The organism is Deferrisoma camini S3R1 (assembly GCF_000526155.1).
GTDB lineage: Bacteria > Desulfobacterota > Deferrisomatia > Deferrisomatales > Deferrisomataceae > Deferrisoma > Deferrisoma camini.
Genome location: NZ_JAFN01000001.1, coordinates 1,013,078 through 1,038,875, shown reverse-complemented (window position 1 = coordinate 1,038,875; position 25,798 = coordinate 1,013,078). Strand labels below are relative to the sequence as shown.

The window sequence follows — 25,798 nt, the reverse complement described above, 5'->3', positions numbered from 1 at the left end:
TCCATGGGCGGACGGGGGGATCGCGTCGACCGCCCCACCCGGGGGAAGGACCCGGCGGGGGGCGCCGCGGACCCGGCCGCGGTGGAACTCCAACTGGACGGCCTGGTCGGGCCCACCCACCACTACGGCGGGCTGGCGTACGGCAACCTGGCCTCCATGGACCACCAGGGGGCCCCTTCCGATCCGCGGGCCGCGGCTCTGGAGGGGATCGGGAAGATGGAACGTGTGGCCGGGTTGGGAGTGCCCCAGGCCGTCCTCCCCCCCCACGAACGGCCGGACGTTCCGACCCTGCGTCGGCTGGGGTTCACCGGAACCGACGAGCAGGTGCTGGCGCGCTGTCTGCGGGACGCCCCGGATCTTCTGGCGGCCGTGTCGAGCGCGTCGAGCATGTGGGCGGCCAACGCGGCCACGGTGAGCCCGTCGGCCGACACGGCGGACGGCCGGGTTCACATCACCCCGGCCAACCTCGTCTCCCACTTCCACCGATCGTTGGAAGCGGCGTTCACCCACCGGCTGCTGCGCCGGATCTTTTCCGACCCCGACCGGTTCGTGGTTCACCCCCCGCTTCCGCCGAACCCGGCCATGGCGGACGAGGGAGCCGCGAACCACATGCGGCTGGCCCCCGGCCACGGCGCCCCCGGCATCGAGGTGTTCGTGTACGGCCGCCGGGCGTTGCGGGTGGAGGGCCGGGAGCCCACCCGGTTTCCGGCCCGTCACAGCCGCGAGGCCTCGGAGGCCCTGATTCGGTCCCACGGACTCCCGGCGGAGCGGGTGGTGCTGGTCCGCCAGGACCCGAAGGCCGTGGACGCGGGGGTGTTCCACAACGACGTGGCGGCCGTGGGCAACGAGGACTTCCTGCTCGTCCACTCCGAGGCCTGGGCCGACCGGGCCGCGGCGCGCCGCCTCGCCCGGCGGTTCGAGGCGGCGTTCGGCACCCCCCTGCACCTCGAGGTGGTCTCCGAAAAACGCCTTCCGCTCTCCCGGGCCGTGGCCACCTACCTGTTCAACAGCCAGGTCCTCACCCTGCCCGAAGGAGGGATGGCCGTGGTGGCGCCCACGGAGTGCCGCCGCGACGCCGTGGCCCGGGAGATCCTGACCGAACTGGTGGAGCGGCCCGGCCCGATCCGCGCGGTACACTACGTCCACGTACGCCAGAGCATGCGAAACGGCGGGGGACCGGCGTGCCTGCGGCTGCGGGTGGTACTGACCCCGATCGAGCGGGCGGCCGTGCACCCCGGCGTGATGCTGACCCCCGAGCGGGCGGTCGCGCTGCGCGGGTGGGTGAACCGCCACTACCGCGATCGGCTGGTGTTTCAGGATCTGGCCGACCCCCAACTGCTCCGGGAGACCCGCACGGCCCTGGACGAGCTCACCCGCCTTCTCGGGCTCGGTTCCGTCTACCCGTTCCAGACGGAACCCGGCCCGTAGCGCCCCATCCCGAACCGGAACAACGAGAAGTCGAACCGCACCGGGTCGGCCGGATCGTACGCGGCCAGGCTGTGGGTGATCTCCACCGCGGTCTTCCAGTCGTTGCTCTTGCGGGCCGTGAACCCCAAGGCCCGCCCCACGCGGGCCACGTGGGCGTCGAGGGGGACCACCAGCCGGGCCGGATCCACCCGGCCGTGCCAGTACCCGGGGTCCAGGGCGTCGCGCCGCACCACCCACCGCAGGAACAGGCACATCCGCTTCGCCGCCCCCCCGGTCGCCGGGGAGGCCAGCAGGTGGCGCACCGGGTGGCGGGGGGGCAGCCGGGGCTCCCGAAGGAGAGGACGGGGGTCGCCGCCGAGAACGGCCTGCGAGAACCGTGACAGGGCCGTCTTGAGATCGTCGCCGGGATCCGACCTTTCGAACAGGTCCGCGAGGGTCCCCCACCGCTCCAGGGCCTGGGCCACCAGGTGAAGCAGCACGGCCACGTCGCCCCCCTTGTGGAACCGGTACGCGAACCCCCCCAGCCGCTCCTGCCACTCGCGGGGCGCAACGCGGCCCAGGGCCTCCCTGGGCCGGTCCCCCAGGTGGCCGAAGATCTCCCCCAGGGCCTCCAGGATCTTCTCGACCCGCCCGTACGCAAACGCGGCCGCCACCAGGGCGGCCACCTCGCCGTCCCGGGGATCCGCCCATCCGCGGGCGAACACGAGCGGATCGGGCCAAAGGAACTCGGGGCGGTGGTGCGCGGCGTAGAGCCGTTCGAGCTCCGAGCGGGCCGGTCTCGCCACGGCCCCTGCGATGACTGGCACACCGCTTGAAAGAAGAACCGGAGGACGGGTTCGGCGGGATCCGCTTTCCTCGCTCCGGCCCGGCGTCGGGGAACCCTCGGGGTTGACCGGGGGAAAACCTTTGCTACGTTTGGGAAACGATTTTCCCACCTGGAGGCCTTTCGATTCCGTTCGGTTGGCCCGTCCGACTTCGAGGGGGACGGGCGGTTCGTTTCCACAGAAAGGGGGCGTCATGTGGCTTCGGCGGATTGCGACTCTGGTGACGGTCCTCATGGTCGCGGCGGGGGCTGCCGCGGCGGACATTCCCCGCTCGGCCCGTTTGGTCAAGGAGGCGGGCAACCAGTTCCTCGCGGCCAAACGCTACGCGGACGCGATCGACTGCTACCTGCAGGCCCTGGAGATCGTGCCGGAGTACCCAGAGGCCCACTACAACCTGGGGGTGGCTTTCCTCAAGGGGTTTCGGGCCTTTCGTCTGGCCCGCCATCACTTCGAGAGATATCTCGACCTGGAACCCCTTGCCCCGGATCGCGAAGCGGTCGAGGCCCTCGTGGCCACCCTGGCCAGGAAGGAGTCGCCGTTGCCCGGCGAACCCGGCCAGGTGGTGGCCGTGGTGGGCGGGCGGCTGCTCGTGAGCGGAGGGGGGTGGGTGCGCAAAGGGGACGAGATCGAGATCCGGGAGCAGACGGGGACCCCCTGCGCCCGGGTGCTCGCGGACTACGTGTACCCCGACTGCGTCCTGACCCAACGAATTCTGGACGACGACACCCTCCAACGGATCCAGCCCGGGTTGGTCGCGGTGAACCGCTGAGGTGCCCCCCGGCCGACAACGCGCCTCCCCTCGACACCCCTCGCCTCGGGCCGAGGGGTGTTTTTCGCGGCGCCTTGGGCTACAATGCGGCCTCTTCTCTGGAGGGAGGCCTTCCCATGAACCGCCGCTACGTGCATGTGCTGTTCGTCCTGGTGTGTGCGGGGGTGCTGTTCGTGTTGTTCCGGGCCCCGCCGGTCTCCACGCCGCGGCTCCCGCCCGACGCGACCCATGCCAACCGCAAGGCCTACGAGGCCTGCCCCTCGTGCCACGGCCGGGACTCCGAGACCGCCATGCCCGAGGACCACCTCTCTCCGGCGGGCCCGGTGCGACCCGACCACCTGAAGTGCTACTTCTGCCACAAGCCCACGGAGACCTGAGCCCCCGGCCGCGGGCGGCTCACCGGCGGCCCCGGCCGCGCTTCTTGCCCAGGTCCAGCACCTCGCGCCGCCCCACCGGCACCCACCGGTCGCCCCCCTGCTCCCGCTCGAACTCGACCCGCAGCACCCCGTCGGAGCCCGGCTTCCACGGCTGGGCGTAGAGCTCCGGCACGGTCAGGGCGCGGCGGAAGAACAGGCGGTACGGCAGGTCCACGGCGATCCGGCCCTCCCCTGCCGCGTCCGCGCACCCCGGCTCGCCGTACACCCGGTACGTCTGCCCCGGCCCCTTGTGGCACGCGTGGGCGGCCAGGTCGAAGAACACGGTCTCCTCGACCCCCAGGGGGGCGTCGGCCGACGAGGCGCGAACGGCCTGGCCCTCGGCGTTCAGGCGGTCGCGGTAGGCCCGCGCCGATTCCAGAAGACCCGGCGGGCACGGCGCGGCCCCCGACGGCAGGGGCGAAACCCACACCCAGAGCCCGACCGCCGCGACCAACCCTCTGACGAAGCGGCTGGCCGGCCTCATCCCACCCCTCCCAGCCCGTAACGGTCCCGGACCCGGTGGCTCAGCTCCCTGAGCAGATCGTAACAGGCCTCCACCGTGTGTTCCCGGTCGGGGTTCACCAGCGCGCAGGTGGCCGGGAGCAACAGGCTTCGCGGCAGGAGCTTCTCGCGGGTCAGGCCGGTCGGCTCCAGGGCGTCCCACAGCCGCTCCAGGTGGTCCAGCAGCTCGGTGAGGTCGGTGGCCCGGTAGTCGTCGTAGTTCGCCGGCACGATTCCCCACCCGATCACCCCCCCGCCCTCCAGGAACCTCCGGAGGCTCGGGGCGTAGTTCACGAACCGATCCCCGCTGCCGAAGGCGTTGAAGCTCAGGACGTCCATGGAGGTGTTCAGCAGGAAGTCCCAGTCCGGGTTTCCGCACAGATGCACCCCCCTCTTTCCCTGGATCGAGGAGAAAAAAGTGTCCAGGTCCTGGCGTGCCGCGGTGTCGGTGTACCCCGCCAGGGCCGAGAACAGGAACTCCAGCCCCGGCTCGTCCACGAACATGAACGCGTTGGGGTTCCTGGCGCGGAGCTCGTCGCCCATGGTGTTCACCTTCCGCGCGAGGAAGTCGATCAGAAGCCCCCGGACCTCGTCGTCGTAGATCAGGGGCCGGTCGTTCTCGTCCTTGACGCTGAAACCGAAGGAGATCGGGCCCTCCATCTGCCCCCGGATGGCCGGCCGATCCGAGAGGTCCAGGGACAGAAAGCGGTGGTACACCGCCGAGTACCTCTCGGACAGGCGGTACAGGTCCGGATCCTCCATGCGCTCCAGGAACGCCGGCAGCTCCTCGTAGAACCGCTCGGTGGAGAAGTCGATCCGTTGGTTCTTCTCGTCGATCCGCACCCCCGGAAAGTTCTCCGAGACCTGTACGTACATGTCCTCGTAGTACGACAGACGCGGCAACTGGGGCCAGAACGGGATGTCGAGGCTCAGGGCCAGCTCCAGGGCCCGGTCCACGTCGGTGTGGGGCAGGATGCCCATGGCGGTGGTGAGGCAGTTTCCGGGTATGCTCACGGTTTCCTCCTGCGTCTGCGTCCGGCTGACGCGCTCCATCATACCCGATCGACACCCCGCCGCCATTGATCCAGGTCACACCGGGGCCCGGGCGACGTTGCCGGCATCGCCCCCAGGGGGTAGGCTCCAGCGAGGGGGGCAAGCTCGGTTTCGCGCCCGTGGATCGACGCACGGACTACCGGCCCGTGCCACCGGCCGGGCGCTTGCGGCCTCGGGGGAGAGGGGGCGGGAGACGCGGACAGGATGTCTCAGTTGGTGGGATGTGCATGGCCGGACGGGGTGGTGCTGGCGGCCGACCGACGGGTGGTGATGGAGCGCGAGGAGGGGCCGCGGATCCACTCCCTCCGAAAGCTCTACCCCTTGGGCGCCCAGGCGGCGATCGCCACGGCCGGCGCGGCCGTGGGCATCGCCCTGAGCCGGACCCTGTCCCGGGTGCTCCAACGTCGGAGCGCGGCCGAGTTCGAGGAGATCGAGCCCTACGTCGTACAGGTGTTCCGCAGGGAGTACGAGGCGTTCGTGCGCCAGGGGCGGCAATGGTTCCAAGACCACCCCGAGGCCCACCGCCGCTCCTACCTGCTGCTGGCAGGACGGGACTCGGCGGGGCTGTGCCGGCTGGCGTTCTACGCGTCCGAAGACCACGGGAGCCCCCACCAGGGGGTGCGGGTCGGAGGGGTTGTCACCGCGCCCCGCCGGATCGGGCTCGAGACCCGCCTGCACCGGGAGCTCCAGGAGCCGGCCCGGGACCGCCTCGTGGAGGCGGTGATCCAGGGGATGCGCCGGATCCGCGAGCGGGACGACGCCGTGGCCGGCCCGTTCGACCTGGCGGTGCTCGACCGCTCGGGGTTCGTGTTCTGGTCCTCGGACTGATACCAAGTCGCGTTCAAAGCGGTTGACCCCCTGCCCAGAGGGGGACCTGGCGGAGAGCCGGGCGCGGCCCCTTGGCTCGCCGTGCAGCGCCTCCGGCGTCTGGACTGCGAAATGGTACGGACTCCACCGGGTTGCCAAGGAGCCAGATCCCCTGCCCCGTGCCTGCGCGGCGAATCTCAATGCTCGGCTTCGCGCCCGGCCGGCGGCAGGCCCCTTGCCCCGCCCCGGAAGAGTCTCGGTCTGAGCCCAAGTCGGCACGAGTCCTGGCCATAAAAAAACGGGCCGCGCGGCCCGCAGGAGAGGAGATGAACCGAGGGACGCATCAGGCCCGCGCTCCCCGGCTCGCGGGGTAACCTGGCCCCGTGGCCGGCATCGCCGCCCACTCCTCCCCGACCGGGCTCTCCTTCCGGCAGGCGGGGCACAGGGAGGCCCTGTCGTCCTCCCACATCGCCCTTCCCACGAGCACCACGTCCTCGGTGCAGGTCGAACACAGCACGGCATCCCGGGGCAACCCGAAGTACATCCGTCCCCGGGCCTCGATCTCGGCCGCATGGTCCGACAGGGGTGCGGCGATACCGCTTGCGACTGCGCCACAGGCGAAACAGGTTGCGTTCATGGCACACATCCTCCCTTGGTGGTCTCGGCCGGTGCCGGAGGTATTGCGAACGAGAAGGACTATAGGTTCGGGGAAGCGGGATTTCAACCGACCTCGGTGCGAAGTATCCCATCGGGTCTTTGCTTTATCCGTACGGAGGCCGTGGTGCACAACCGTTTTTGTGCTCATTTCCGGTAACGACCGGATATACGAACGAACCGATCCGGTATTTCCCCTTCCCGCCACCTTGCCGAGGTGGACGGCGCGTGGCTAAAGAACACCTCAACCCCACATCCACCACAGGCGGAGGGAGCGAGATGTGTAACCACGCGTACGGGCTCGAGATCATCCGCTGCCAAGAGTGCGGAGCCCACGTGGCGTCCCAGTGTGGCGAGTGCGGATACGAGGCTCGCTACGACGAGCACGCGCCGGGCTGCCCCCTGGCCCTTTCGCAGGCCCCTCCCACCGAGGGCTCGGACCCGTCGGATGCGGTCCGGAACCGGGTGTGATACCGAGTTGTTTTCAAAGCGACCGGCCCCTTGCCCCGCCCCACGAGAATTCTCGGTTTGAACGCAACGCGGTATGAGCCGCGGGGGTCGATGGGAGACCACACAAGGAGGGAAGAACCATGGCCCGACTGGAACTCTCGGAGGAGGAGGTGCGCACCCTCGTCCAGGTGCTGGACTACGCGCTCTCCGAGCTGCGCATGGAGATCGCCGACACGGACCGGAAGGACTTTCGCGAGGGGCTCAAGGCCGAGAAGCAGACCCTCAGCGCGATCCTCGAGCGGCTGAGGGGAGCGGAGTCCGGCCCGGCCGCGGCCTGAAGAAAAGGCCCCCTCCCCCAAGACGGGCAGCCGGTGTTTCGTGCCGACCGGTTCAGGACGACGGGTTCCGGGAAACCCCCTTCGGCCCTGGGGGGGGCACAACGGGGAGAGTAAGTTTCCCTGAACCGGGTAGCTGCGGCGGGGCATGGGTTTCATTCTGCCCCCTGAAATCCATGCCCCCGAGCTTTGGCGTGGTTCGAGAGCCGCCTGGCCGCCTAGCGGGCCGAAGGCCCCAGACCGGCGACCGTTGACCGTAGACCGACGACCGAAGTTACATGGAAGCCGGGGGGCTCTTGAACAGGCTGGGATCCAGGTGGTACCGGCGCAGCAGCCGGTAGAACTCCGTCCGATTTCGGCCCGCGATCCGCGCCGCCCGGGTGACGTTCCCTCCGGTCATCTGGAGCACCCGCACCAGGTACTCCAGCTCGAAGCGTCTCCGGGCCTCCGCCAGGGTGGGGACGGCCTCCCCGGGCTCCCGAAGCGCCTCGCGCACCAGATCGGCCGGGATGAGGGAGCCCGGGGTCAGGGTGAAGGCGTGCTCCACCACGTTGGCGAGCTGGCGAACGTTTCCCGGCCAGGGTGCCTGTAGCAGCAGCTCCATGGCATCGGGAGCGAACCCCCCCACCCGCCGGCCGGAGCGCTCGGCCAGGCGGGCCAGGAAGTGCTCGGCCAGCAGGGGGATGTCCTCCCGTCGCTCGGACAGCGGGGGGATCTCCAGGCGCACCACGTGAATCCGGTAGTACAGGTCCTCCCGGAACCTCCCCTCCCGAACCGCCTCTTCGAGGTTGCGGTGGGTGGCCGCGATCACCCGCACGTCCACGGGAACCGTGCGGGAGGCTCCCACCGGGCGGATCTCGCGGTCCTGGAGCACCCGCAGCAGCTTCACCTGCAGGCTGAGGGGCATGTCCCCGATCTCGTCGAGCAGCAGCGTCCCCCCTTGGGCCGACCGAAACAGCCCCGGGCGCTCCTCGGTGGCTCCGGTGAACGCCCCCCGGATGTGCCCGAACAGCTCCGACTCCAGGAGGGGCTCGGGGATGGCCCCGCAGTTGATCGCCACGAACGGCCCCTTGCTCCGGGGGCTGGCCCGGTGGATCGCCCGGGCGAGCAGCTCCTTGCCGGTGCCGCTCTCGCCCCAGATCAAGACCGCGGCGTCCCCTTGGGCCGCCAGATGGGCCCGTCGCAGAACCTCCTCCATGGCCGGGCTTCGGGTCACGATGCCCGCCCTCCACCGCAGGTCCCTGGTGGTTCCCTCCCCCGGAGCCAGCGCGAGGGCCCGCCGCACCTCCGCCAGGAGCTCCTTCCCGTCGAACGGTTTGGTCATGAACCCGAACACGCCGCGGCGGGTGGCCTCCACCGCCTCGGGGATCGACCCGTGGGCGGTCAGGATGATCACCGGCAGGGAGGGCCGGCGCTCCCGGATGGCCTCGTACAGCCCCATCCCGTCCATCCCCTCCATGCGCAGATCGGTGATCACCAGGTCCGGCTGGGCGGTGGCCAGGACCGCCAGGGCCTGCTCTCCGCTCTCGGCCGTCACCACGCGGAACCCGGCCGATCGAAGCCGCAGGGACAGGAGCCGCAGCAGGTCCTTGTCGTCGTCCACCACGAGGATCTGTTCGGAAACCGGCCGGCTCACGGCGTCCTCGGGTTTCGAAACTCCATGATGCGTTCGATCACCTTGAGCTCCTCGATCTGTCGCTGCAGGGCCCGGTTCTCCTCCTGTTGGCGCTCCAGCCGTTCCCGGGTGCGAGCGAGGTCCTTGCGGGCGCGCTCCGCCTCCTTCTCGGCCCGGCTCAGGCGTCTGCGGCACGCGGGGTCCGGCCCCGCCGGGGGAGAAGCCGGGCGGGGCGGGGGCCTGTCGCGTACCACCCGGAGCAGGAGTTCCTCCAGGGGGGGCCGCCCCCTGGGCTCGGCACTCGGGGGGAACAGCCGGTCGAGATCCGCGGCCCGCTTCGGCGAAGGGGGCAACACCGCGGCCAGGGCCAGCACCCGGATCCTCGCCTCCGGGCTGCCCGTCACCCAGGCCTCCTCCACCGACGCGCCCCAGGCCCTCTCCGCGTCGCCGCGGGAGAGGGCCAGCACCTCCGCCACCGCGGACAGGGGATCGGGCCGCCGGGACGGCTCGGGCCGTTCGTTCATCACCCGCACCCGCCGGCTCTCCGGCCCCCGAACCGGCGCCCAGGAGCAGGCGGAAACCCCCAGTAGGGCCAGGCACGCCAGGATGCGGGCGCCGGCCCGGGGCCGGGCCGGCCCGCCGGTTCGCCGGGGATGTGCCGGGATCATGTGGGCCGGTCCTCGTCCGCGGGCAGCACCACCCGAAAGCCGGCGCCCCCCAGGTCCGAGTCGCACAGCTCCACCCGGCCGCCGTGGGCCTGTGCGTACTCCCGCACGATCGCCAGCCCGAGACCGCTGCCCTTCACCGGCCCCCTGCCCTTCGCCCGTCCTTGGTAAAACGCCTCGAACACCCGCTCGCGCTCCCCCGGGTCCACGCCGGGACCCGAGTCCATCACCTCCAGCACGGCGTGGTCCCCCTCCCTGCGCACCCGAACCCGAACCCGCCCCCCGTCCGGGGTGAACTTGACCGCATTGGAAACCAGGTTCTCCACCAGGGACCGCAGCCGGCGGCGGGGGCCGCGCACCCGCACCGTCTCGCCCCTGAGGTCCACCGTCAGCCCGCGGGACAGGCTCGCCGGCTGGATGTCGTCGAGCACGTCGCGGACCAGGGACGCCAGGTCCAAGGCCTCGCCGGGCTCCCGGGCGTCCCGGGGCTCGCCCATGCTGAACGCGAGCAGGTTCTCGATCTGGCGCTGCAGCTGCAGGCTGTTCTCCCGGACGATCCGGGCCACCTCCTCCTGTTCGGGAGCCAAATCCCCCGCCACCCCGCCCAACAGAAGGTCCGCGCCCTCCCGGATCGCGGTCAGGGGCGTCTTCAGGTCGTGGGACAGGTGGGCGAGGAACCGGGTCTTCTCGGACTCCAGCTCCTGGAGGCGACACCGCATCCAGTCCAGGCGTTCCCCCAGGGCCACGAGGTCGCGGGGGCCCCGGATCTCCACCCGGTTCTCGAACCGTCCCTGGCCCAGCCGCACGATCTCCTGCTCCAGGGAGCGGACCGGCCGCGCCAACACGTGGGCGAACAAGGCGGCGATCCCCAGCGTCAGCGGCACGCCCGCCGCCGCCAGCCACGCCAGACGGCCCCGCAGCCGGCCCGCCTCCCGACGCATCCGGCGCGCCCGCTCCTGGACCATCCGGTGCAGGGTCTCTCCGAGCCGCCGCGCAAGGGCATGGGCCTCCCCGAACCGCGCCAGCGCCCCTCCGAGCTCGCCCGGCAGCAGGGGACCGGCCACCAGGCGGGAGAACACCACCGACTCGATCCGCCGGATCCGCTCCACCCGTGGGCGATCCTCGGCGCGGCCCAGCTCTCGCTCGAGCCGGCCGAGGATGTCCGCCAGCTCCTCCCGTCGGGAGCGGTAGTCCTCCAGGAGCTCCCGGTCGCCCAACACCACCAGCTGGCGGGCCTTTCGCTCCAAGGTCAGGAGCTTGTCCGCCAGCTGCCGGCTCCAAACGCCTTGCACGGAGCTCTGCTCCAGGCTTCGCGCGGCCACCCGCGCCAGGTGGTCCGCCCACCACCCCGCCCCCACCAGGCCCACGCCCAACGGGATGGTGACGAGCAACAGCCCGGTCCATGCCAGGGTCAGGAACGAAACGGGCCAGCGGCCCGACCGGGAAGATCCGGGCGAACGGTCCATGGGCCCAGTGTACCAGGCCGTAGAGCACTCGGCGAAACCCCCGCGCCCGGTTCTTGGAGGCTCCATCAGGCCCCCGCGCGGCCGAGCAACGGGGAAGCCCCCTTCGGCCGCTGCGCGACCCGACAACGGAGAAGGGTAACGTGCGTTGGTCCGGGGCCATTGCCGTCGGCGGGCATGGGGTTCAGGAACCGGAATTTAGCGGACAGGAGACAGGAAATCCCCAAAAAAAGCAGTTTGGGTTCCCGGGGGGACCCTCTCGGGGCACCGAAGAGCCTTCTCCCTCTCCACCGACTTCTGAATTCTGGCCCCTGAAACCCATGCCCCCCGAGGTCTTGGAGTCGCGGCTCGGGAGCCGCCAGGGCGCCTAGCCGCCTGGCCGAATCCAGGAGCCCTCCCCCCCGGGGCCCCCTCCGAACAGCTCCCAAACCGTGTCCTCGGTCAGGGCGACCGGTCTGTCGGGCCGGAGCAGGTCGTCCACCAGCTCCTTCTTCCGGGCCTGGAGCTCGAGGATCTTCTCCTCCACGGTTCCGCGGACCACCAGCCGATAGGCGAACACCTTGCGCGTCTGGCCGATGCGGTGGACCCGATCGGTGGCCTGCTCCTCCACCGCCGGATTCCACCACGGGTCGAACAGGATCACGTAGTCGGCGCCGGTGAGGTTCAAACCGGCCCCTCCGGCCTTCAGGCTGATCAGGAACGCCCGCACGGACTCGTCTTCCTGGAACCGCCGCACCTTCTCCTCGCGCCGGCGGGTCCGGCCGTCGAGGTACAGGTGCTCCACCCCAGCCTCCCGAAACCAGCCGCGCAGCCGCGACAGGACCTGGGTGAACTGGCTGAACACCAAGACCCTGTGCCCCTCCTCGAGGATTTCGGTCACAACATCCTGGAATCGATCAAACTTTGCGGAAGGGATCCCCTCTCCGACCCCGCCGGGCAGGAGCTCGGGCAGGCAACAGGCCTGGCGGAGCCGCAGGAGGGCCTCGAGCACCGAGAACCGGGCCTGCTCGAGCCCCCTGCGGCGGATGTCGTCGAGGACGCGCCGCCGGCTCGCGTCGAGCAGGCTGCGGTAGAACGCCTCCTGCACCGGATCCATGTCGCACCACACCACCGACTCCACCTTCGGTGGCAGCTCGGGTTCCACCTGCTCTTTGAGCCGGCGGAGCACGAACGGCGCGATGCGGCGTCGGAGCGTCTCCGAGGCCCGGGGGTCTCCCTCCACCACCGGCTGGACGAACCGCCGGACAAAGGCCCGCTGGCTTCCCAGAAGGCCGGGGTTCAGAAACTGGAACAGGCTCCAGATCTCGCCCAGATGGTTCTCCAGCGGGGTGCCCGTGAGGGCGGCCCGCTTCTTCGCCCGCAGGGCCCGGGCAGCCCGGGCCGTCTGGGTGTCCGGGTTCTTCACGGCCTGGGCCTCGTCCAGGATCACCCAGTTCCACTCCACCTGCTCCAGCATGGCCCGGTCCCGCCGCAGCAGCGCGTAACTCGTGATCACGAGGTCCGCGTCGAGCAGGTCTTGCGGGGTCTGGGCCCGGTCGGCGCCGTGGTGGCGCAGCACCCGCAAGCCCGGGAGGAAGCGGCGCGCCTCGGCCTCCCAGTTGGGGACCACCGAGGTCGGCGCCACCACCAGGTTCGGACCGGGGCGGCCGCGACCCACGTCCACTGCCACGGCCGCCAGGGCTTGGACGGTCTTCCCCAAACCCATGTCATCCGCCAGGGCCGCACCGCAGCCCATCTCACCCAGGGTGACCAGCCAGCGCACCCCCTGGGCCTGGTACGGTCGCAACCGGACCCGGAGCCCCGGCACCTCGGGCGGTGGCGCCTTGGACGCCGCGTCCAACGCCTGGAGCACCCGGGCCCAACCGCCCCGACCCTCCCACTCCACGTCAGCGGCCGCCTCGGCCACCTCGTCCAGCACCGGCCCCATGTGGATGGGAAGCCGGCCCCGACCGCCTCGCAGGCGCAGGTCCTCCAGGCCCCGCAGCCCCCTCTCCCGGAGGGCCTCCGCGATGCGTCCGTAGGAACCGTCGTCCAGCCGCACGAACCGGGCCCCGCTTCGCAGCGCCTCCACCAGCCGCTCCAGGGACACGCCGTGCCCCTCGGTCCCGGCGTCCGCCTCCACCTCGAGCCAGTCCACGCCGGACCGGACCCTCACCCGGAGCACCACCGGCTTGGCCCGAACCCGCCAACGCACCAGGCTCTCCGCCCCCAGCACCTCCCAGCCCTCTCCCAGCCGGAGCACCCCATCGGTCATGAAGGCGAGGGCCGCCTCCCCCTCCGCGCTGAACAGGCCCGGCTCCACCGGCCGCAGGCCGGCCTGGTCCAGATCGCGGGTGAAGGAGAACTCCGCGTCCATGTCCCTGCGGACGAACACCCGCTGAGCTCCCACGGCGACCCGGGGCATCGGATCCGGGTTCGAGGCTGCGATCTCCACGTCGCCGTACCGGAACCCGAGCCGGCCCCAGAGGCGGCCGTCCGTCTCCTCGAGATACAGCCGGGGCCTGGGCCGTTCGTCCAGCACCAGGCGGCGGGACCGCAACCCGTCGAGGTCCACGGGGATGCCCCGGTCCTCCAGATCCGTGGCGACGGCACCTACCAGGGACGGAATGTCGTCCTCACCCAACGCGACCCCGTCGTCCAGCAACCGGGTCAGGGCGGCTCCCCCCTGCACCCCGGCCACGGGCCGCAGTAGCCCCTCCCCCAGCACCCACGGCGGGCCGTCCCCCAGCACGAGCACGGAACCCTCCTCCCACCCCTCCAGCCCGGCCCGCAGACGAATGCCGGCGCCCGCCCCCTCGGTTCGTAGCCGAACCCGCACCGGCCGGTCGTCGATCCGCAGGGGTGACCGGGACCTCTGGTCGTACACCCGACCGGCCCGGGCCAGGCTGCGAAGCAGCGGGTCCACGTCCGCAGCGCCCACCCGCACGCCCGGCCCGGCCCGCTCGGCCCCGGCCGCCAGCAACCCCTGCACGCGACGCAGCACCTCCCGGTCCCCCGGGCCGCCCGCCTCTGCGGCAGCCTCGCCGAGCCGCTCCCACCGCACCACCCGGCCCGGTCCCAGATCCCCGAACCTCACCCGATGGAGACGCCAGTGCACGGCCAGGCCGGTGCCCCCCTGGCCCGGCACCGGCTCGATCCAGTGCACCAGGGCCCGGTCCACGGCGTCGGAGCGTTTCGTTCCGAGCAGATCCTCGATCCAGTCACGCCAGGTCCCCGGGGGGGCTCCCGGCTCTCGGGGCCGGGCGGCCCAACTCTGGGCGAGCAGGAGCAGGTGCACGCACGGCCACGCCCCCGAGCCGCAGGGGCAGTCCCCTTCCACCCGGGTCGGTGTGACCCGGAGGACGACCTCCACCGGCGCGTCGCCAGCCACGGTCACCAGCCCCTTGGCCTGGGCCTCGTCCGGCCCCCAGTGCTCCCGGAACCCTTCCACCCGCCCCCCCACGCCGCGGGCGGACCCGGCTCTGCGCTTGAGGGTCCCGAGGATCCGGGACGGATCGATCCAACGTTCGGTCATCGTTCAGGGTGCCCCATTCGTTTCCCTCGAGTTCGGCGCCTGCACGGCCGCGGCCGACCGGTTTGCTCGAAAGGCGGAACCCTCTATGCTAGAAGACGCGGGGGCGCGACACAACGCACGCACCGCGCGATCTCGGCGGCCGACGCCGCGTTTCCCCTTCGGCTCCCGTGGAGGCCCATGATCCAGGGATCGCTGCTTGCCCTTTCGTTGGGGGTGCTGAGCCTGGCGCTGCTCCTGAACGGGTGCGGACGATGGGTGGACAGCTGGGTGTACCAGCCCCGCTCCGCCTCGGCGGCCACGCCCGCGTCCCGGGGGGTGGACTACGAGGACCTGACCCTGGAGGCGGCGGACGGCGTGCGTCTGCACGCCTGGTGGATCCCCGGCAAGCGCGACGGGCCGGCCATCGTCTTCCTGCACGGAAACGCCGGAAGCCTGTCCGACCGGGTGGACCTGATCCAGCGGTTCGCCGAGCGGCTGGGGCTGCCGATGCTCTCCCTGGAGTACCGGGGGTACGGCACCAGCTCGGGGCGCCCCTCCCAGCCCGGGCTGGTGGAGGACGCCGGCTGTGCGCTCCGGGAGGCCCGCAGCCGGGTGCGGGGACCCGTGGTCTTCTTCGGCCGCAGCCTCGGAGCCGCCGTGGCCCTCCACGCCGCCCTGCGGTATCCGCCGGACGGGCTGGTGCTGGAGGGGACCTTCACCCGGGTCGAGGAGCTGGCCCGGCTCCACTACCCGGTTCTGTCCTGGCCGTTTCGCCGCCGGCTGGCCGGCATGTGGGACAATCTGGCCGCGGCCGCCCGCCAAACGGTGCCCGCCCTGTTCCTGCACGGGGACAAGGACCGCGTGGTGCCCATCGGCATGGCGTGGCGGGTGTACGATCGTTACGCAGGCCCCAAGACCTTTCGCACGGTAGTCGGGGCCGGCCACGACGACCCCGCCTTCGTGGGGGGAGATGCTTACTGGGAGGCCTGGGAGGGTTTCCTTGATCTCCTCTCCGGCGCCGGCGCCGAAAAGACGGCGGGGCTCAAGGAATTCCGGCCCCGGGTCGATCCGGAGGGGGAGATGAAGCCGCCCGACACGGACACCACGCACATCCGCAAGGGGGAACGACCTTGAGAGCGCTGGTGGTCGACGACTCGTCCACGATCCGCGACATCGTGGGCACGGTCCTGAACCGGTCCTTCGGCCTAGAGATCGTCGAGGCCTCCAACTCCGCCGAGGCCCTGCGGCAGCCCGGCCCGTTCGATCTGGTGGTGACCGACCTCGTGATGCCGGAAGAGCACGGCTTCTCCCTGATCCGGGAGCTGCGGCGCCGGCACGAGACCCGCACCGTTCCCATCCTGGTGATCTCCGTGGAGGTCCACCCGGACGTCCCGGAGCACGCCGTGCAGGCGGGGGCCGATCGATTCCTCGGAAAGCCGTTCCGGCTCGATCAACTGACGGCCGTGGTTCGGGAGATGCTGGATCTGCCCCCCGAGGCTGGACAACCCCCTGCGCCGCGATAGGCTCCCCTGGGCAGCCCCCGCCGGTGCCCCGGCCGTCCGGATCGCCCCTCGTGCCCTTGGGAGAGCCTCTCAGGCCCCTGCGGGGCCCGACAACGGGGAAGGGTAACCCTCGTTGGTCCGGGGCCATTGCCGGCGGCGGGGCATGGAGCCTGCTTCCGGCCGGGCGCGAGTGCAGCATCCGATCGCCGCGCCTTCGCATGCCGTTGTCTGAGCAGTCTGCCCGGGCGGAGACAGCGGATGGCCCTGGAGTTCGACAAAACTACAGATGTTCGGGGGGCGCGGCGAGCCAAGGAGCCGCGCCCGGCGCTCCAGCAGGCCCCATGCCCCCCGGACCGTGCAGTCGAGGCGAAGAGGCATGGTGATTCCTAGAAGGTGTGGGAATCCGAGAGGTTTTCAAGCCTCCTAGCCTCCCAGCCTCCTAGCGTCCTAGCGGAAGTTACTGGGAGACAGCATGTCCGAGTGGCCGCGCCGTTTCCGCCGGTTCCTTCTGGCCACAGGCCTGGTCTGCCTGCTGGCGGGCACCGCGGCCCCGGCCGTGGAAACCTGCGGCCTGGCGTGCCTGGAGGCGCGGTTGGCCGAGCTGCGGGGCAAGGTCGTGCTCGTGGACTTTTGGGCCAGCTGGTGTCCCCCGTGCCGGTGGGAGATCCCCGAACTCTCCCGGCTCCAGAAGGAGCTGGGCCCCCTGGGGTTCCAGGTGCTCGGCGTCAGCCTGGACGCCCGGCCCGAGCCCCTGGAGCGGTTTCTCCGCAAGAACCCCGTGCCTTACCCCGTGGTTCGCGGAACCGCGGAGGTGAAGAGCCGCTACCGGGTCGTGGCCCTGCCCACCACCGTCGTGATCGACCGCAGCGGCCGGGTGGTCAGCCGCCGGGAGGGGTTCGTGGAGGGGGAGGTGCTGGAGGCGGAGATTCGCAAGTGGCTGGGGCCGAAACGACCGACCTCCGGGCCGTGAGATTTTTCCGGAGCGTGTTTTTTCCCTTGACCCCGGCGCCCGGGGTCTGTATAAACGGCGGCCTTTTCCACGAACTCGGCACTCCCGCCGCACGCAGTGGGGGTGGAAGGATTCAAGATGAAGCCGGAAGACGTGACCCTGTACAGCGGCGGAGCCCGCGGCGCCGAGGCAGCCTTCGGCGAGACCGCCGCCAAGCACGGCGTGGCCGAGGTGAACTTCACCTTCGAAGGCCACCACATCCAGCGCACCGAGAGCACCCGGAGCCTCTCGGCGAACGAACTGGCCAAGGGCGACGTGAGCATGGTCGAGGTGGCCAAGCGCCTGGGCCGCGACTACTCGACCCGTCCTTGGATGCGCCAGATCCTCCAGAGCATCTGGCACCAGGTGAACAACGGCTACCAGGTGTTCGTCGTCGGAACCATCCAGAACGACGGCACGGTCAAGGGCGGCACCGGGTGGGCCGCCGAGCTCGCCAAGATGTGGAACCGCCCGCTCCACGTGTTCGACCAGGAGCGGGGCCACTGGTTCACCTGGCGTAACGACACCTGGATCGAGGACGAGCCGGTGATCGCCCACAAGACCGTGTGCGGCACGGGCACTCGCAACCTGAACGACGCCGGCCGCAAGGCCATCGAGGATCTGTTCGCCCGCTCCTTCGCACGGTAGAGACCCTGACCTCCCTTCCCCTCCCTTGACGAAGCGGCCCGGGCCACCATTTGGCCCGGGCCGCTTTTTTGACACATCCCCACGGGCTGCTACCCTCGCTTCGATTCCTCATCCCCCACCCGCCGAGAGATTCCATCATGAGCGTGGACGCCCTGCAGGAAGCCCTCAGGTCCCTCATCCCCCTGGCCACCACTTACGGGATCCAAGTCATCGGGGCCGTGTTCATACTCCTCGTGGGGAAGGTGGTCGCCGGCGCCACGGACAACCTCACCCAAAGGGCGTTGCGGCGGGCCAAGGTGGATCCCGCGCTCGTGGGATTCGTTGGCAACCTGGTGCGCTACGGAGTGCTCACGTTCGCGGTGATCGCGGCCCTGGCCAAATTCGGCATCCAAACCACCTCGTTCATTACCGTGCTCGGTGCCGCTGGGCTGGCCGTAGGGCTGGCGCTTCAGGGAAGCCTGTCGAACTTCGCGGCCGGCGTTCTGATACTCTTGTTTCGTCCGTTCACCCTCGGTGATCTGGTGGAGACCGGCGGGGTAACGGGGGTGGTCCAGCATATCGGCATTCTGACGACCACCTTGACCACTCCGGACAACAAACGAATCATTGTGCCCAACAGTCAGGTAATGGGTGGCACGATCGTCAACTACACGGCGAACGATGTGCGCAGGGTGGATTTGGTGGCCTCGATCGGGTACGCAGACGACATGGCGAAAGCCAAGGAGGTACTGGAGGCCATGCTGACTGAGCACCCCATGGTGCTCGAGGATCCAGCCCCCATGGTGGCGGTCGGGGAGTTGGCGGACTCGTCCGTGAACCTGGTGGTGCGGCCCTGGGTGAAAACGAGCGAGTACTGGGACGCGTACTTCGACCTCACCCGTAAGATCAAGGAGACCCTGGACCGCGAAGGCATCTCCATCCCGTTCCCCCAGCGGGACGTGCATCTTTACCGAGCGGGCTGACGAGCATCTGTCGAGCCCCCCTTGGCGTGGCGTCGTCCCACGCCGTGCCAAGGGGGGCGACGCCCTCAACCCGTCTGGCCGTACTGGGCCCGCAGGGTCTTCTTGTCGATCTTGCCCACGCTGGTCTTGGCGATGGCGTCCACGAACACGACCCGTTCGGGCACGGCGTAGCGGGAGATCACGCCCTTGTCGGCGTACCCCTTCAGGAACTCCTGGATCTCGGCCGCCCCGAGCTTTTCCTCGTACCCGGGCTTCGGCACCACCAGGGCCAGGGGCCGCTCGCCCCATTTGGGGTCGGGCACCCCGATCACGGCGCACTCGCTCACCCCGTCGACCTTGGAGATCAGGTCCTCGATGTCCAGGGACGAGATCCACTCCCCGCCCGACTTGATCACGTCCTTGATGCGATCGGTGATCTTCACGTAGCCGTCGGGGCCCTGCACGGCCACGTCGCCGGTGTGGAGATAACCGCCCCGCCACAGGTTCTCCGAGTTCGCCGGGTCCTTCAGGTAGCCCTGGGTCAGCCACGGGGCCCGTACCACGATCTCGCCGGCGCTCGCCCCGTCCCGGGGCAGCTCGTTCATCTCCTCGTCCACGATCTTCAGGTCCACGAGCGGGATCGGCCGGCCGGTCTTGCACCGGATCGCGGCCTGCTCCTCGGGGGGCAGCTCCAGGGCGTCCCGGTCCAACTGGGCCAGGGTGAGCACCGGGCAGGTCTCGCTCATGCCGTAGCCGGTGTAAAGGTCGATTCCCCGGGCCAAGGCCGCCCGGCACAGCCCCTGGGGCAGGGCGGATCCGCCGATGATCACCTTCCACCCCGACAGGTCCACCTTCTCGGCCGCAGGGCTCGAAAGGAGCATGTGGAGGATGGTGGGCACGCAGTGGCTGAACGTCACGCCCTCGGTCTGGATGAGCCCGATCAGCACGTCCGGGGCGTACCGGCCCGGATACACCTGCTTGACCCCCAGCACCAGCGCCACGTAGGGGATGCCCCAGGCGTGGACGTGGAACATGGGGGTGATGGGCATGTACACGTCGTCCCGGTGGAACCGCCCCTGCACCGGGGGGCTCGCGAGCGCCGCCGTGACCGCCAGGGTGTGCAGCACCAGTTGGCGGTGGCTGAAGTACACCCCCTTGGGCAGGCCCGTGGTGCCGGTGGTGTAGAACGTGGTGGCCCGGGTGTTCTCGTCCAGGTCCGGGAACTCGTAGCCGGGGTCGGCGCCGGCCACCATCTCCTCGTACTCGGCCGCGAACTCCACCGGGCTCTCGGGCCGGGATCCGTCGTCGGTCAGCAGCACAAGCTTCACGGGCCGCTCGATCCGGTCCCGGACGGCCTCGATCACCGGCACGAAGTCCGTGTGCACCAGGATGACATCGTCTTCGGCGTGGTTGATCGTGTAGAGGACCTGCTCGGGCGACAGCCGCACGTTCACGGTGTGGAGCACCGCGCCCATCATGGGCACCGCGTAAAAGCACTCCAGGTACCGGTGGCTGTCCCAGTCCATCACGGCCACGGTGTCCCCCGGCTTCACCCCCAGGCCGGCCAGCGCCGAGGCCAGCCGGCCCACCCGTTCCCGGAGCTCTCGGTAGGTCATCCGCCGCACGTCCCGGTACACGATCTCCTGGTCCGGGGTGTTCACGAGGGGGGCGTGCCAGAGGTGCTTGATCAGCAACGGGTAGTCGTAGGCCGAGGGGGTACGGGCAACGGTGAGATCGCTCATGGTTCGTGCCTCCTTGGGAAACGGGATCCGATGGGACGTTTGAACGTTGGGACGTTAGGACGTTGGGACGCTTCGCGCCCGGCAGGAGGCAGGTCCCTTGACCCGCCCCCCGACGAACGGACCTAGGACCTCTCAGCCTTCCGGCCTTTTCCCCACTAGCGCCACGGCGTGGGCCGAGATCCCCTCCCCGCGGCCCTCGAACCCGAGGCCCTCGGTGGTGGTGGCCTTCACCGTGACCCCGCCCTCGGCAAGGCCCAGGGCCCGGGACAGGGTCGCCTCCATCTCGGCCACGTACCCGGCCACCTTGGGTCGCTGGGCCACCAGGGTGGCGTCCACCCGCTGGACCACATACCCCCGGGCCGAGGCCATCTGGGCGATGCGCGAGAGCAGCTCGAGGCTCGACGCCCCTTTCCACCGGGGATCGGTGTCGGGAAAGTGCCGCCCCAGGTCCCCCAGGCCGCAGGCCCCGAGCACCGCGTCCCCCACGGCGTGGGCCAGCACGTCCGCGTCGGAATGGCCCAGGAGCCCCTTGTCGAACGGGATCGTCACGCCCCCCAGCACGAGCGGCCGCCCCTCCACCAGGCGGTGCACGTCGTATCCGTGGCCGATCCCCAGGGGAGCCGCACCCTTCGTCGCCAGGGCCTGCGCCATCTCCAGATCCTCCGGCACCGTGATCTTCAGGTTTCGGCGGTCTCCCACCACGATCCGCGGCCTCCGGCCCAGGGCCTCGACCGCGCCCGCCTCGTCGGTGGGGGGAAGGCCCCGTTCCACGGCCCGGGCCAGCGCCTCCACCAGGAGCCCCAGGGGAAACGCCTGGGGGGTCTGGGCCCGCCACAGCCCGTCGCGGTCCACGGTTGCGGCGACCCGGCCGCTCCCGTCGGCACGCTTCACGGTGTCCCCCATGGGCACGGCCAACAGGGCCCCGTCCGGCGAGGCGGCAGAGGCCAGCTCGTCGAATCGCTCCACCGGCGGAAACGGCCGGGCCGCGTCGTGCACGAGCACCACGTCCCCGGGCCGGGCCCCCATGGCCTCGAGCCCGCGCACCCCCGCGAGCACGCTCTCGGCCCGCTCGGCGCCCCCCGCCACGACCCGAACCGGCACGGACAGGTGGGCCTCGTCCACCAGATCCCGGGCCCGGTCCAGGCTGTCGGCCGGGGCTGCCACGCACAGCCCCGCGAACCCGGGCCACCGGCCCAGCGCACGCAGAGTGTGCACCAACACCGGCGCCCCGGCCAGCGCCAGGAACTGTTTGGGAACGCCCGAACCCATGCGGCGGCCGCTGCCCCCGGCCGCCACCACCCCCCACGCGCTCACGCCCTGCGCCTCCACACCCTGCGGCGCTTCCCGCCCTCGGCCTCGGGCTCCACCCCCTCGGGCCGCGCGAAGATCATCCGGCCGGCCGAGGTCTGGAGCACCGAGGTCACCACGGCCTTGACCGGCTGGCCGATCAGCCCGCTCCCCTGCTCCACCACCACCATGGTGCCGTCCTCGAGGTACCCCACCCCCTGCCCCGGCTCCTTGCCCTCCTTCTGGAGGGTGACCTGCACCGCCTCGCCGGGCAGGACCACCGGCCGCAGAGCGTTCGCGAGCTCGTTGATGTTTAGGACCCGAACCCCCTGAAGCTCCGCAACTTTCGAGAGGTTGAAGTCGTTCGTGATGAGGGTGGCCCCGCTCGCCTTGGCCAGGGACACGAGCTTGGAGTCGACCGCCTTGACCTTGGGGAAGTCCTGGTCCGTGATCCGGACCTCCACCCCCTCCATGGCCTGCAGCCGCTCCAGGATGCTCAAACCCCTCCGGCCCCGGGCCCGCTTCAGGGGGTCTGTGGAGTCCGCGATCCCCTGCACCTCGTTCAGGATGAACTGGGGCACCACCAGGGGCCCCCCGATGAACCCCAGATCCACCATGTCGGCCACCCGGCCGTCGATGATGGCCGAGGTGTCGAGGATTTTGGGGGCGATGCTCGCCGCCACCCCCGGCTTGCCGGGGGCCGCGCGAAACGCCCGCACGCCCCGGGCCCCGGCGGCCCCTCCCAGGTAGGCCAGGCACGCGCCCAGCGGCACGAGCAAAACCGGATCGTCCACCCCGAGGCCCGCCCGCAGGGCCGCCAGGGCCACCAGCCCCAAGAACACCCCGGCGCCGCCCCCGAACACCACCGCGGGCGGCGCCCGGCGCACCCACCGCTCGGCCCCCCAGGCGGCCAGGAACACCCCCAGCCCCCCTCCCAAGCCGGCCCACCGCCCGGCCTGCCCCGGAAGGAAAGCGGGGCCCGCGAGGGCCCCGGCCGCCAGGCAGATCCCGAGCAGGATCGCCCGCACCCAGATCCCAGCCACCCCTACCCCTCCGGCTTCGCCGACACGTCCGAGAAGGCGGAGAGGATCCGGGCCTCGGCCCGCTGGGGCGGCTCGCCGCTGGCCACGGCGATCTCCTGGGCCAGCAGCTCCATGGCCGTGTTGAGCATGCGCTTCTCTCCGTACGAAAGGCTCTTGCCGGCCCGCAGCAGGTACAGGTCGCGCAGGACCTTGGCGATCTCCAGCGCGGAGCCGGTGCGGATCTTCTCGCTGTAGGCGCGGAACCGGCGGTTCCAGGTCTGGCCGTCGCTCACCCGGTTGCGCTCCCGGAGCACGTGGAACACCCGGTCGATCTCCTCCCCTCCCATGACCTCCCGCAGCCCCACCTCCTCGCTCTTGGCCACCGGCACGATGATGGTCATCCCCTTGTCGAGGATCCTCAGGACGTACACATCCATCCGGTTGCCCATCATCTCTCGGGACTCGATGGCCACCACCTCGCCCACGCCGTGCCCCGGGTACACCACCTTGTCGCCGATCCGGAACATCACCCTGCCTCCTTCCGCGACCCGCGAGGCCGCAGCACCCTGGGAAGTATCTCTCCCCGGTCTCCTCCGGTGCCGATGGACGCCGGAGGGGCCGGTATATTACGCTTCACAGCCGGTTCCCCCCTCGAACCCTATCCGCGGGAGACACGGACATGGACTCCGAGATCTTCTTCGCCGACCTTCGGACCCGCCACCGCCGCACCCTGTTCGACAAGATCGAGGATCTGCTGCGGCGGGCCGGCATCGAACGGTGCGTGCGCACCGGGGACCTGGTGGCCGTCAAGCTCCATTTCGGTGAGCGGGGCAACGCCTCGTTCCTGCGGCCGGTGTTCGTCCGGCGCGTGGTGGACCTGCTCAAGGAGCTGGGGGCCAAACCGTTCCTGACCGACACCAACACCCTGTACCGGGGAAGCCGCACCGACGCGGTGAGCCACCTGGAGACCGCCGTGCTTCACGGGTTCTCCTACGCCACGGTCGTGGCCCCGGTCGTCATCGCGGGGGGGCTCCGGGGGAACACCGGCCTGAAGATCCCCGTTTCGGGCAAGCACTTCCGCGAAGCCTCGGTGGCCGCCGAGATCGTGCACGCCGACGCGTTGGTGGTGTTGACCCACTTCAAGGGGCACGACGTCGCGGGGTTCGGCGGGGCCATCAAGAATCTCGGCATGGGGTGCGCCACCCGCGAGGGCAAGCTGGCCCAGCACTCGGACGTCTCGCCTAAGGTCAAGGCGAAACGGTGCGTCGCCTGTGGAGAGTGCGTCAAGTGGTGCGCTCACGCCGCCATCACCGTCGACGAGAAGGCCCGGATCCATCCCGACCGATGCGTCGGCTGCGGGGAATGCATCCTCACCTGCCCCACGGGCGCGATCCAGATCCGGTGGACCGAGGGCCCGCTCACCATGCAGGAGAAGATGGCCGAGTACGCATTGGCCGCGCTCCACGGGAAACAGGACCGAGCCGTGTTCCTGAACTTCCTGACCCAGGTCAGCCCGGCGTGTGACTGCCACGGCCACAACGACGCCGCCATCGTGCCCGACGTCGGGCTCACCGCCGGCCGCGACCCGGTGGCCATCGACCAGGCCTCGGTCGATCTCGTCAATGCCTGCCCCGGCCGGGAGGACTCGGCCCTCCGGTCCAACCGCGAGCCCGGGGGGGACAAGTTCCGGGGGGTGTACCCCCAGATCGACTGGTCCGTCCAACTCGCCCACGCCGAGCGGATCGGCCTGGGGACCCGGGGGTACCGTCTCACGAGGCTCGATTCCTGACCGGGGCCGGAGCCGTACCCTCGGCGCCGTGCAGCGTCCGGATCCGGCCCGTGTGACCGGCCCACAGGGTCAGGAGCATGGCGAGCGCGAGCGCCAGGACGAGGGCTACGAGCCAGAAGGTGGGTCGCACGGCTTCTCCCCGGAAAGGTTTCTATTTATACCACATCTCGGGTCAAACCGGAAAGGCGCAGCACGGTTTCGTCAAACGCCGTTACGCGCACCTTCCAGGCGTATCGCGAGAACCCTTCCCGTAACACCCGGGGATCCAATGGGTTTTCCGTCCCCAGACACAGGGCCCGCAGCCGGTGGTGCAGGTCGGCCTGGTCCTGCCACAGACACCGCTCCCGCAACGGCTCCGGCACCACCTCGGGATAGGCCAGGCGGGCGGGCACCAGGGGGTGGGCGCCGGCGTAGGCCGCCTCGACCACGCTGAGGCCGAAGTTCTCCTGCCGCGCGGTGCTCACCACCACCTGGCACCGGGCCAACAACCCGGTGTACTCCCGCCGGTCCTCCACGTACCCCCAGTGCACGATCCGGTCGGCCAGGCGCTCCCTGGCCCGCGCGAACACGGCCGGGACCCGCCCGAACCGCTCTCCCGCCACCGCCACCCGGAACGGAACCCCCTCGTCCGCTAAGGACGTCAGGACCCCGAAGAACACCTCGGGGGCCTTGTCGTGCTCCCACCGATGGTTCCACAGGATGGTGAGCGGGCCGGGCGGCCGCGGGAAGGGAGCCGGCACGTCCGCCAGATCCACGCCGGGCCACAGCACCTCGGACTTCTGCGCGATCGCGTCCACGGCCCACCGGGGCTCCGCGTCCGGCATGCGTCGCACGAGCGCCGACAGCCCCGTCAGGAAGGCGTCCCGCTGAAACGCCGAGTTGAACAGCACCCGATCCGCGGCCAGGGCGCTGGCCAGGTTCGTGAAGGCGTACTGGAGGTCCCGTTCCGGCGGATCCTCCCCGGGCCGGGCGGGATACGCCACCTGGTTCTCGTGGAAGTACACGGCCGTGGGGATCCTGCGGGGCAGCAGGGCCCGCAGGTGGGCCACGTCCATGAGCGACGTGGCCCACACCACGTCCCACTCCCCCGCCCCTGCCGACAGGCGGCGAGCCACCTCGAAGGCCGCCCCGCGCATCCGCCATTTCCAGAACCGCGGCGGCAGGGTGAACGCCCGGATCTCGTGTCGGGTGTGACGAATCCAGCCCTCGGCCACGGCCCGATGGCTCCCCCCGAAAAACGGCTCGATCAACGCGACCCGAACTGCGGACCCCATGCGCACCACCTCTGCGGGAACGGCGTCTCGGTATCCCCTCCCGGCACCGCCGCGAACCGCGCCGGAAGGGTGCCCTTCCCTATATCTTCTGTGGTTTCTGCAAGAATTCCAAATAGTTTTCGTAGAGTTGAA

The 25,798-nt window shown here is 70.6% G+C and carries 26 protein-coding genes; 12 read left to right on the top strand and 14 right to left on the bottom strand.

All coding sequences use genetic code 11. The features are described 5' to 3' along the window. Positions 1-3 precede the first annotated feature (3 nt). Complete coding sequence (gene astB, locus DEFCA_RS0104515; protein ID WP_025321846.1) at positions 4-1,428, top strand: N-succinylarginine dihydrolase; 1,425 nt, start codon at positions 4-6, stop codon at positions 1,426-1,428. Here astB and DEFCA_RS0104510 read toward each other — a convergent pair. Further along, positions 1,398-2,213: a TIGR02757 family protein gene (locus tag DEFCA_RS0104510; protein WP_025321845.1), complete on the bottom strand. Its 816-nt coding sequence runs from the start codon at positions 2,211-2,213 to the stop codon at positions 1,398-1,400. The two genes, astB and DEFCA_RS0104510, sit on opposite strands and share 31 nt — an antisense overlap. Before the next feature lie 232 nt (positions 2,214-2,445). Between DEFCA_RS0104510 and DEFCA_RS0104505 the strand changes: the two genes are divergently transcribed. After that, positions 2,446-3,021 (top strand): tetratricopeptide repeat protein, encoded by a 576-nt coding sequence (locus tag DEFCA_RS0104505; RefSeq protein ID WP_025321844.1) that lies wholly within the window; start codon positions 2,446-2,448, stop codon positions 3,019-3,021. A 116-nt stretch (positions 3,022-3,137) separates the two neighbouring features. Beyond that, on the top strand, positions 3,138-3,398 hold the full coding sequence (locus tag DEFCA_RS22035) for a hypothetical protein (protein ID WP_025321843.1): 261 nt from the start codon (positions 3,138-3,140) through the stop codon (positions 3,396-3,398). Positions 3,399-3,417: 19 nt separating this feature from the next. On the opposite strand, the gene DEFCA_RS0104495 is transcribed toward DEFCA_RS22035, so the two are convergent. Next, entirely contained in the window at positions 3,418-3,921 is a 504-nt protein-coding gene (locus DEFCA_RS0104495; protein ID WP_025321842.1) for a hypothetical protein, read from the bottom strand. Next, positions 3,918-4,952 (bottom strand): uroporphyrinogen decarboxylase/cobalamine-independent methonine synthase family protein, encoded by a 1,035-nt coding sequence (locus tag DEFCA_RS0104490; RefSeq protein WP_025321841.1) that lies wholly within the window; start codon positions 4,950-4,952, stop codon positions 3,918-3,920. Before DEFCA_RS0104490 ends, DEFCA_RS0104495 begins: the two co-directional genes overlap by 4 nt. 243 nt (positions 4,953-5,195) lie before the next feature. Here DEFCA_RS0104490 and DEFCA_RS0104485 point away from each other — a divergent pair, with 243 nt between their 5' ends. Then, on the top strand, positions 5,196-5,819 hold the full coding sequence (locus DEFCA_RS0104485) for a hypothetical protein (RefSeq protein WP_169709442.1): 624 nt from the start codon (positions 5,196-5,198) through the stop codon (positions 5,817-5,819). Between the two features lie 322 nt (positions 5,820-6,141). On the opposite strand, the gene DEFCA_RS0104480 is transcribed toward DEFCA_RS0104485, so the two are convergent. Next, positions 6,142-6,435, bottom strand: coding sequence for a hypothetical protein (locus DEFCA_RS0104480; protein WP_169709441.1), 294 nt, complete (start codon positions 6,433-6,435; stop codon positions 6,142-6,144). A gap of 296 nt (positions 6,436-6,731) precedes the next feature. Between DEFCA_RS0104480 and DEFCA_RS0104475 the strand changes: the two genes are divergently transcribed. Together DEFCA_RS0104475 and DEFCA_RS0104470 are read left to right on the top strand one after the other, a co-directional pair. Beyond that, positions 6,732-6,923 (top strand): hypothetical protein, encoded by a 192-nt coding sequence (locus tag DEFCA_RS0104475; RefSeq protein ID WP_025321838.1) that lies wholly within the window; start codon positions 6,732-6,734, stop codon positions 6,921-6,923. 119 nt (positions 6,924-7,042) lie between these two features. Next, on the top strand, positions 7,043-7,240 hold the full coding sequence (locus DEFCA_RS0104470) for a hypothetical protein (RefSeq protein WP_025321837.1): 198 nt from the start codon (positions 7,043-7,045) through the stop codon (positions 7,238-7,240). A gap of 271 nt (positions 7,241-7,511) precedes the next feature. On the opposite strand, the gene DEFCA_RS0104465 is transcribed toward DEFCA_RS0104470, so the two are convergent. From DEFCA_RS0104465 to DEFCA_RS19115, 4 genes are all read right to left on the bottom strand, one after another. Continuing rightward, positions 7,512-8,873, bottom strand: coding sequence for a sigma 54-interacting transcriptional regulator (locus DEFCA_RS0104465; RefSeq protein ID WP_025321836.1), 1,362 nt, complete (start codon positions 8,871-8,873; stop codon positions 7,512-7,514). Next, positions 8,870-9,520, bottom strand: coding sequence for a hypothetical protein (locus tag DEFCA_RS0104460; protein ID WP_025321835.1), 651 nt, complete (start codon positions 9,518-9,520; stop codon positions 8,870-8,872). Before DEFCA_RS0104460 ends, DEFCA_RS0104465 begins: the two co-directional genes overlap by 4 nt. Then, positions 9,517-10,983 carry a sensor histidine kinase gene (locus tag DEFCA_RS0104455; RefSeq protein ID WP_025321834.1) on the bottom strand — a complete coding sequence of 489 codons (1,467 nt, stop codon included), beginning with the start codon at positions 10,981-10,983 and terminating at the stop codon, positions 9,517-9,519. The genes DEFCA_RS0104460 and DEFCA_RS0104455 overlap by 4 nt, the downstream gene beginning before the upstream one ends. Before the next feature lie 364 nt (positions 10,984-11,347). Then, on the bottom strand, positions 11,348-14,494 hold the full coding sequence (locus DEFCA_RS19115; RefSeq protein ID WP_025321833.1) for a DEAD/DEAH box helicase: 3,147 nt from the start codon (positions 14,492-14,494) through the stop codon (positions 11,348-11,350). Between the two features lie 177 nt (positions 14,495-14,671). On the opposite strand from DEFCA_RS19115, the gene DEFCA_RS22030 reads away from it, so the two are divergent. From DEFCA_RS22030 to DEFCA_RS0104425, 5 genes are all read left to right on the top strand, one after another. Then, on the top strand, positions 14,672-15,607 hold the full coding sequence (locus tag DEFCA_RS22030; protein ID WP_025321832.1) for an alpha/beta hydrolase: 936 nt from the start codon (positions 14,672-14,674) through the stop codon (positions 15,605-15,607). Further along, positions 15,604-15,996 carry a response regulator gene (locus tag DEFCA_RS0104440; protein ID WP_025321831.1) on the top strand — a complete coding sequence of 131 codons (393 nt, stop codon included), beginning with the start codon at positions 15,604-15,606 and terminating at the stop codon, positions 15,994-15,996. The genes DEFCA_RS22030 and DEFCA_RS0104440 overlap by 4 nt, the downstream gene beginning before the upstream one ends. A gap of 451 nt (positions 15,997-16,447) precedes the next feature. Then, positions 16,448-16,945, top strand: coding sequence for a TlpA family protein disulfide reductase (locus DEFCA_RS0104435; protein WP_025321830.1), 498 nt, complete (start codon positions 16,448-16,450; stop codon positions 16,943-16,945). A 117-nt stretch (positions 16,946-17,062) separates the two neighbouring features. Next, positions 17,063-17,611, top strand: a complete 549-nt coding sequence (locus DEFCA_RS0104430) for a hypothetical protein (protein WP_025321829.1) — start codon at positions 17,063-17,065, stop codon at positions 17,609-17,611. A 137-nt stretch (positions 17,612-17,748) separates the two neighbouring features. Beyond that, positions 17,749-18,573, top strand: coding sequence for a mechanosensitive ion channel family protein (locus DEFCA_RS0104425; RefSeq protein ID WP_025321828.1), 825 nt, complete (start codon positions 17,749-17,751; stop codon positions 18,571-18,573). Positions 18,574-18,638: 65 nt separating this feature from the next. On the opposite strand, the gene DEFCA_RS0104420 is transcribed toward DEFCA_RS0104425, so the two are convergent. The 4 genes from DEFCA_RS0104420 to DEFCA_RS0104405 form a co-directional block, all read right to left on the bottom strand. Then, positions 18,639-20,294 (bottom strand): fatty acid--CoA ligase, encoded by a 1,656-nt coding sequence (locus tag DEFCA_RS0104420; protein ID WP_025321827.1) that lies wholly within the window; start codon positions 20,292-20,294, stop codon positions 18,639-18,641. A gap of 132 nt (positions 20,295-20,426) precedes the next feature. Beyond that, positions 20,427-21,608, bottom strand: coding sequence for a bifunctional 2-C-methyl-D-erythritol 4-phosphate cytidylyltransferase/2-C-methyl-D-erythritol 2,4-cyclodiphosphate synthase (locus DEFCA_RS0104415; RefSeq protein WP_035803244.1), 1,182 nt, complete (start codon positions 21,606-21,608; stop codon positions 20,427-20,429). Further along, entirely contained in the window at positions 21,605-22,624 is a 1,020-nt protein-coding gene (locus DEFCA_RS22930) for a PIN/TRAM domain-containing protein (protein ID WP_025321825.1), read from the bottom strand. Before DEFCA_RS22930 ends, DEFCA_RS0104415 begins: the two co-directional genes overlap by 4 nt. A 2-nt stretch (positions 22,625-22,626) precedes the next feature. Beyond that, positions 22,627-23,130: a CarD family transcriptional regulator gene (locus tag DEFCA_RS0104405; protein ID WP_035802875.1), complete on the bottom strand. Its 504-nt coding sequence runs from the start codon at positions 23,128-23,130 to the stop codon at positions 22,627-22,629. Positions 23,131-23,282: 152 nt separating this feature from the next. On the opposite strand from DEFCA_RS0104405, the gene DEFCA_RS0104400 reads away from it, so the two are divergent. Continuing rightward, positions 23,283-24,392, top strand: coding sequence for a DUF362 domain-containing protein (locus DEFCA_RS0104400; protein ID WP_025321823.1), 1,110 nt, complete (start codon positions 23,283-23,285; stop codon positions 24,390-24,392). Here DEFCA_RS0104400 and DEFCA_RS22020 read toward each other — a convergent pair. Beyond that, positions 24,373-24,522: a hypothetical protein gene (locus tag DEFCA_RS22020; protein WP_169709440.1), complete on the bottom strand. Its 150-nt coding sequence runs from the start codon at positions 24,520-24,522 to the stop codon at positions 24,373-24,375. The genes DEFCA_RS0104400 and DEFCA_RS22020 overlap by 20 nt on opposite strands. Before the next feature lie 25 nt (positions 24,523-24,547). Next, positions 24,548-25,666 (bottom strand): tRNA-queuosine alpha-mannosyltransferase domain-containing protein, encoded by a 1,119-nt coding sequence (locus DEFCA_RS0104395; protein ID WP_025321822.1) that lies wholly within the window; start codon positions 25,664-25,666, stop codon positions 24,548-24,550. Between the last annotated feature and the right edge of the window lie 132 nt (positions 25,667-25,798).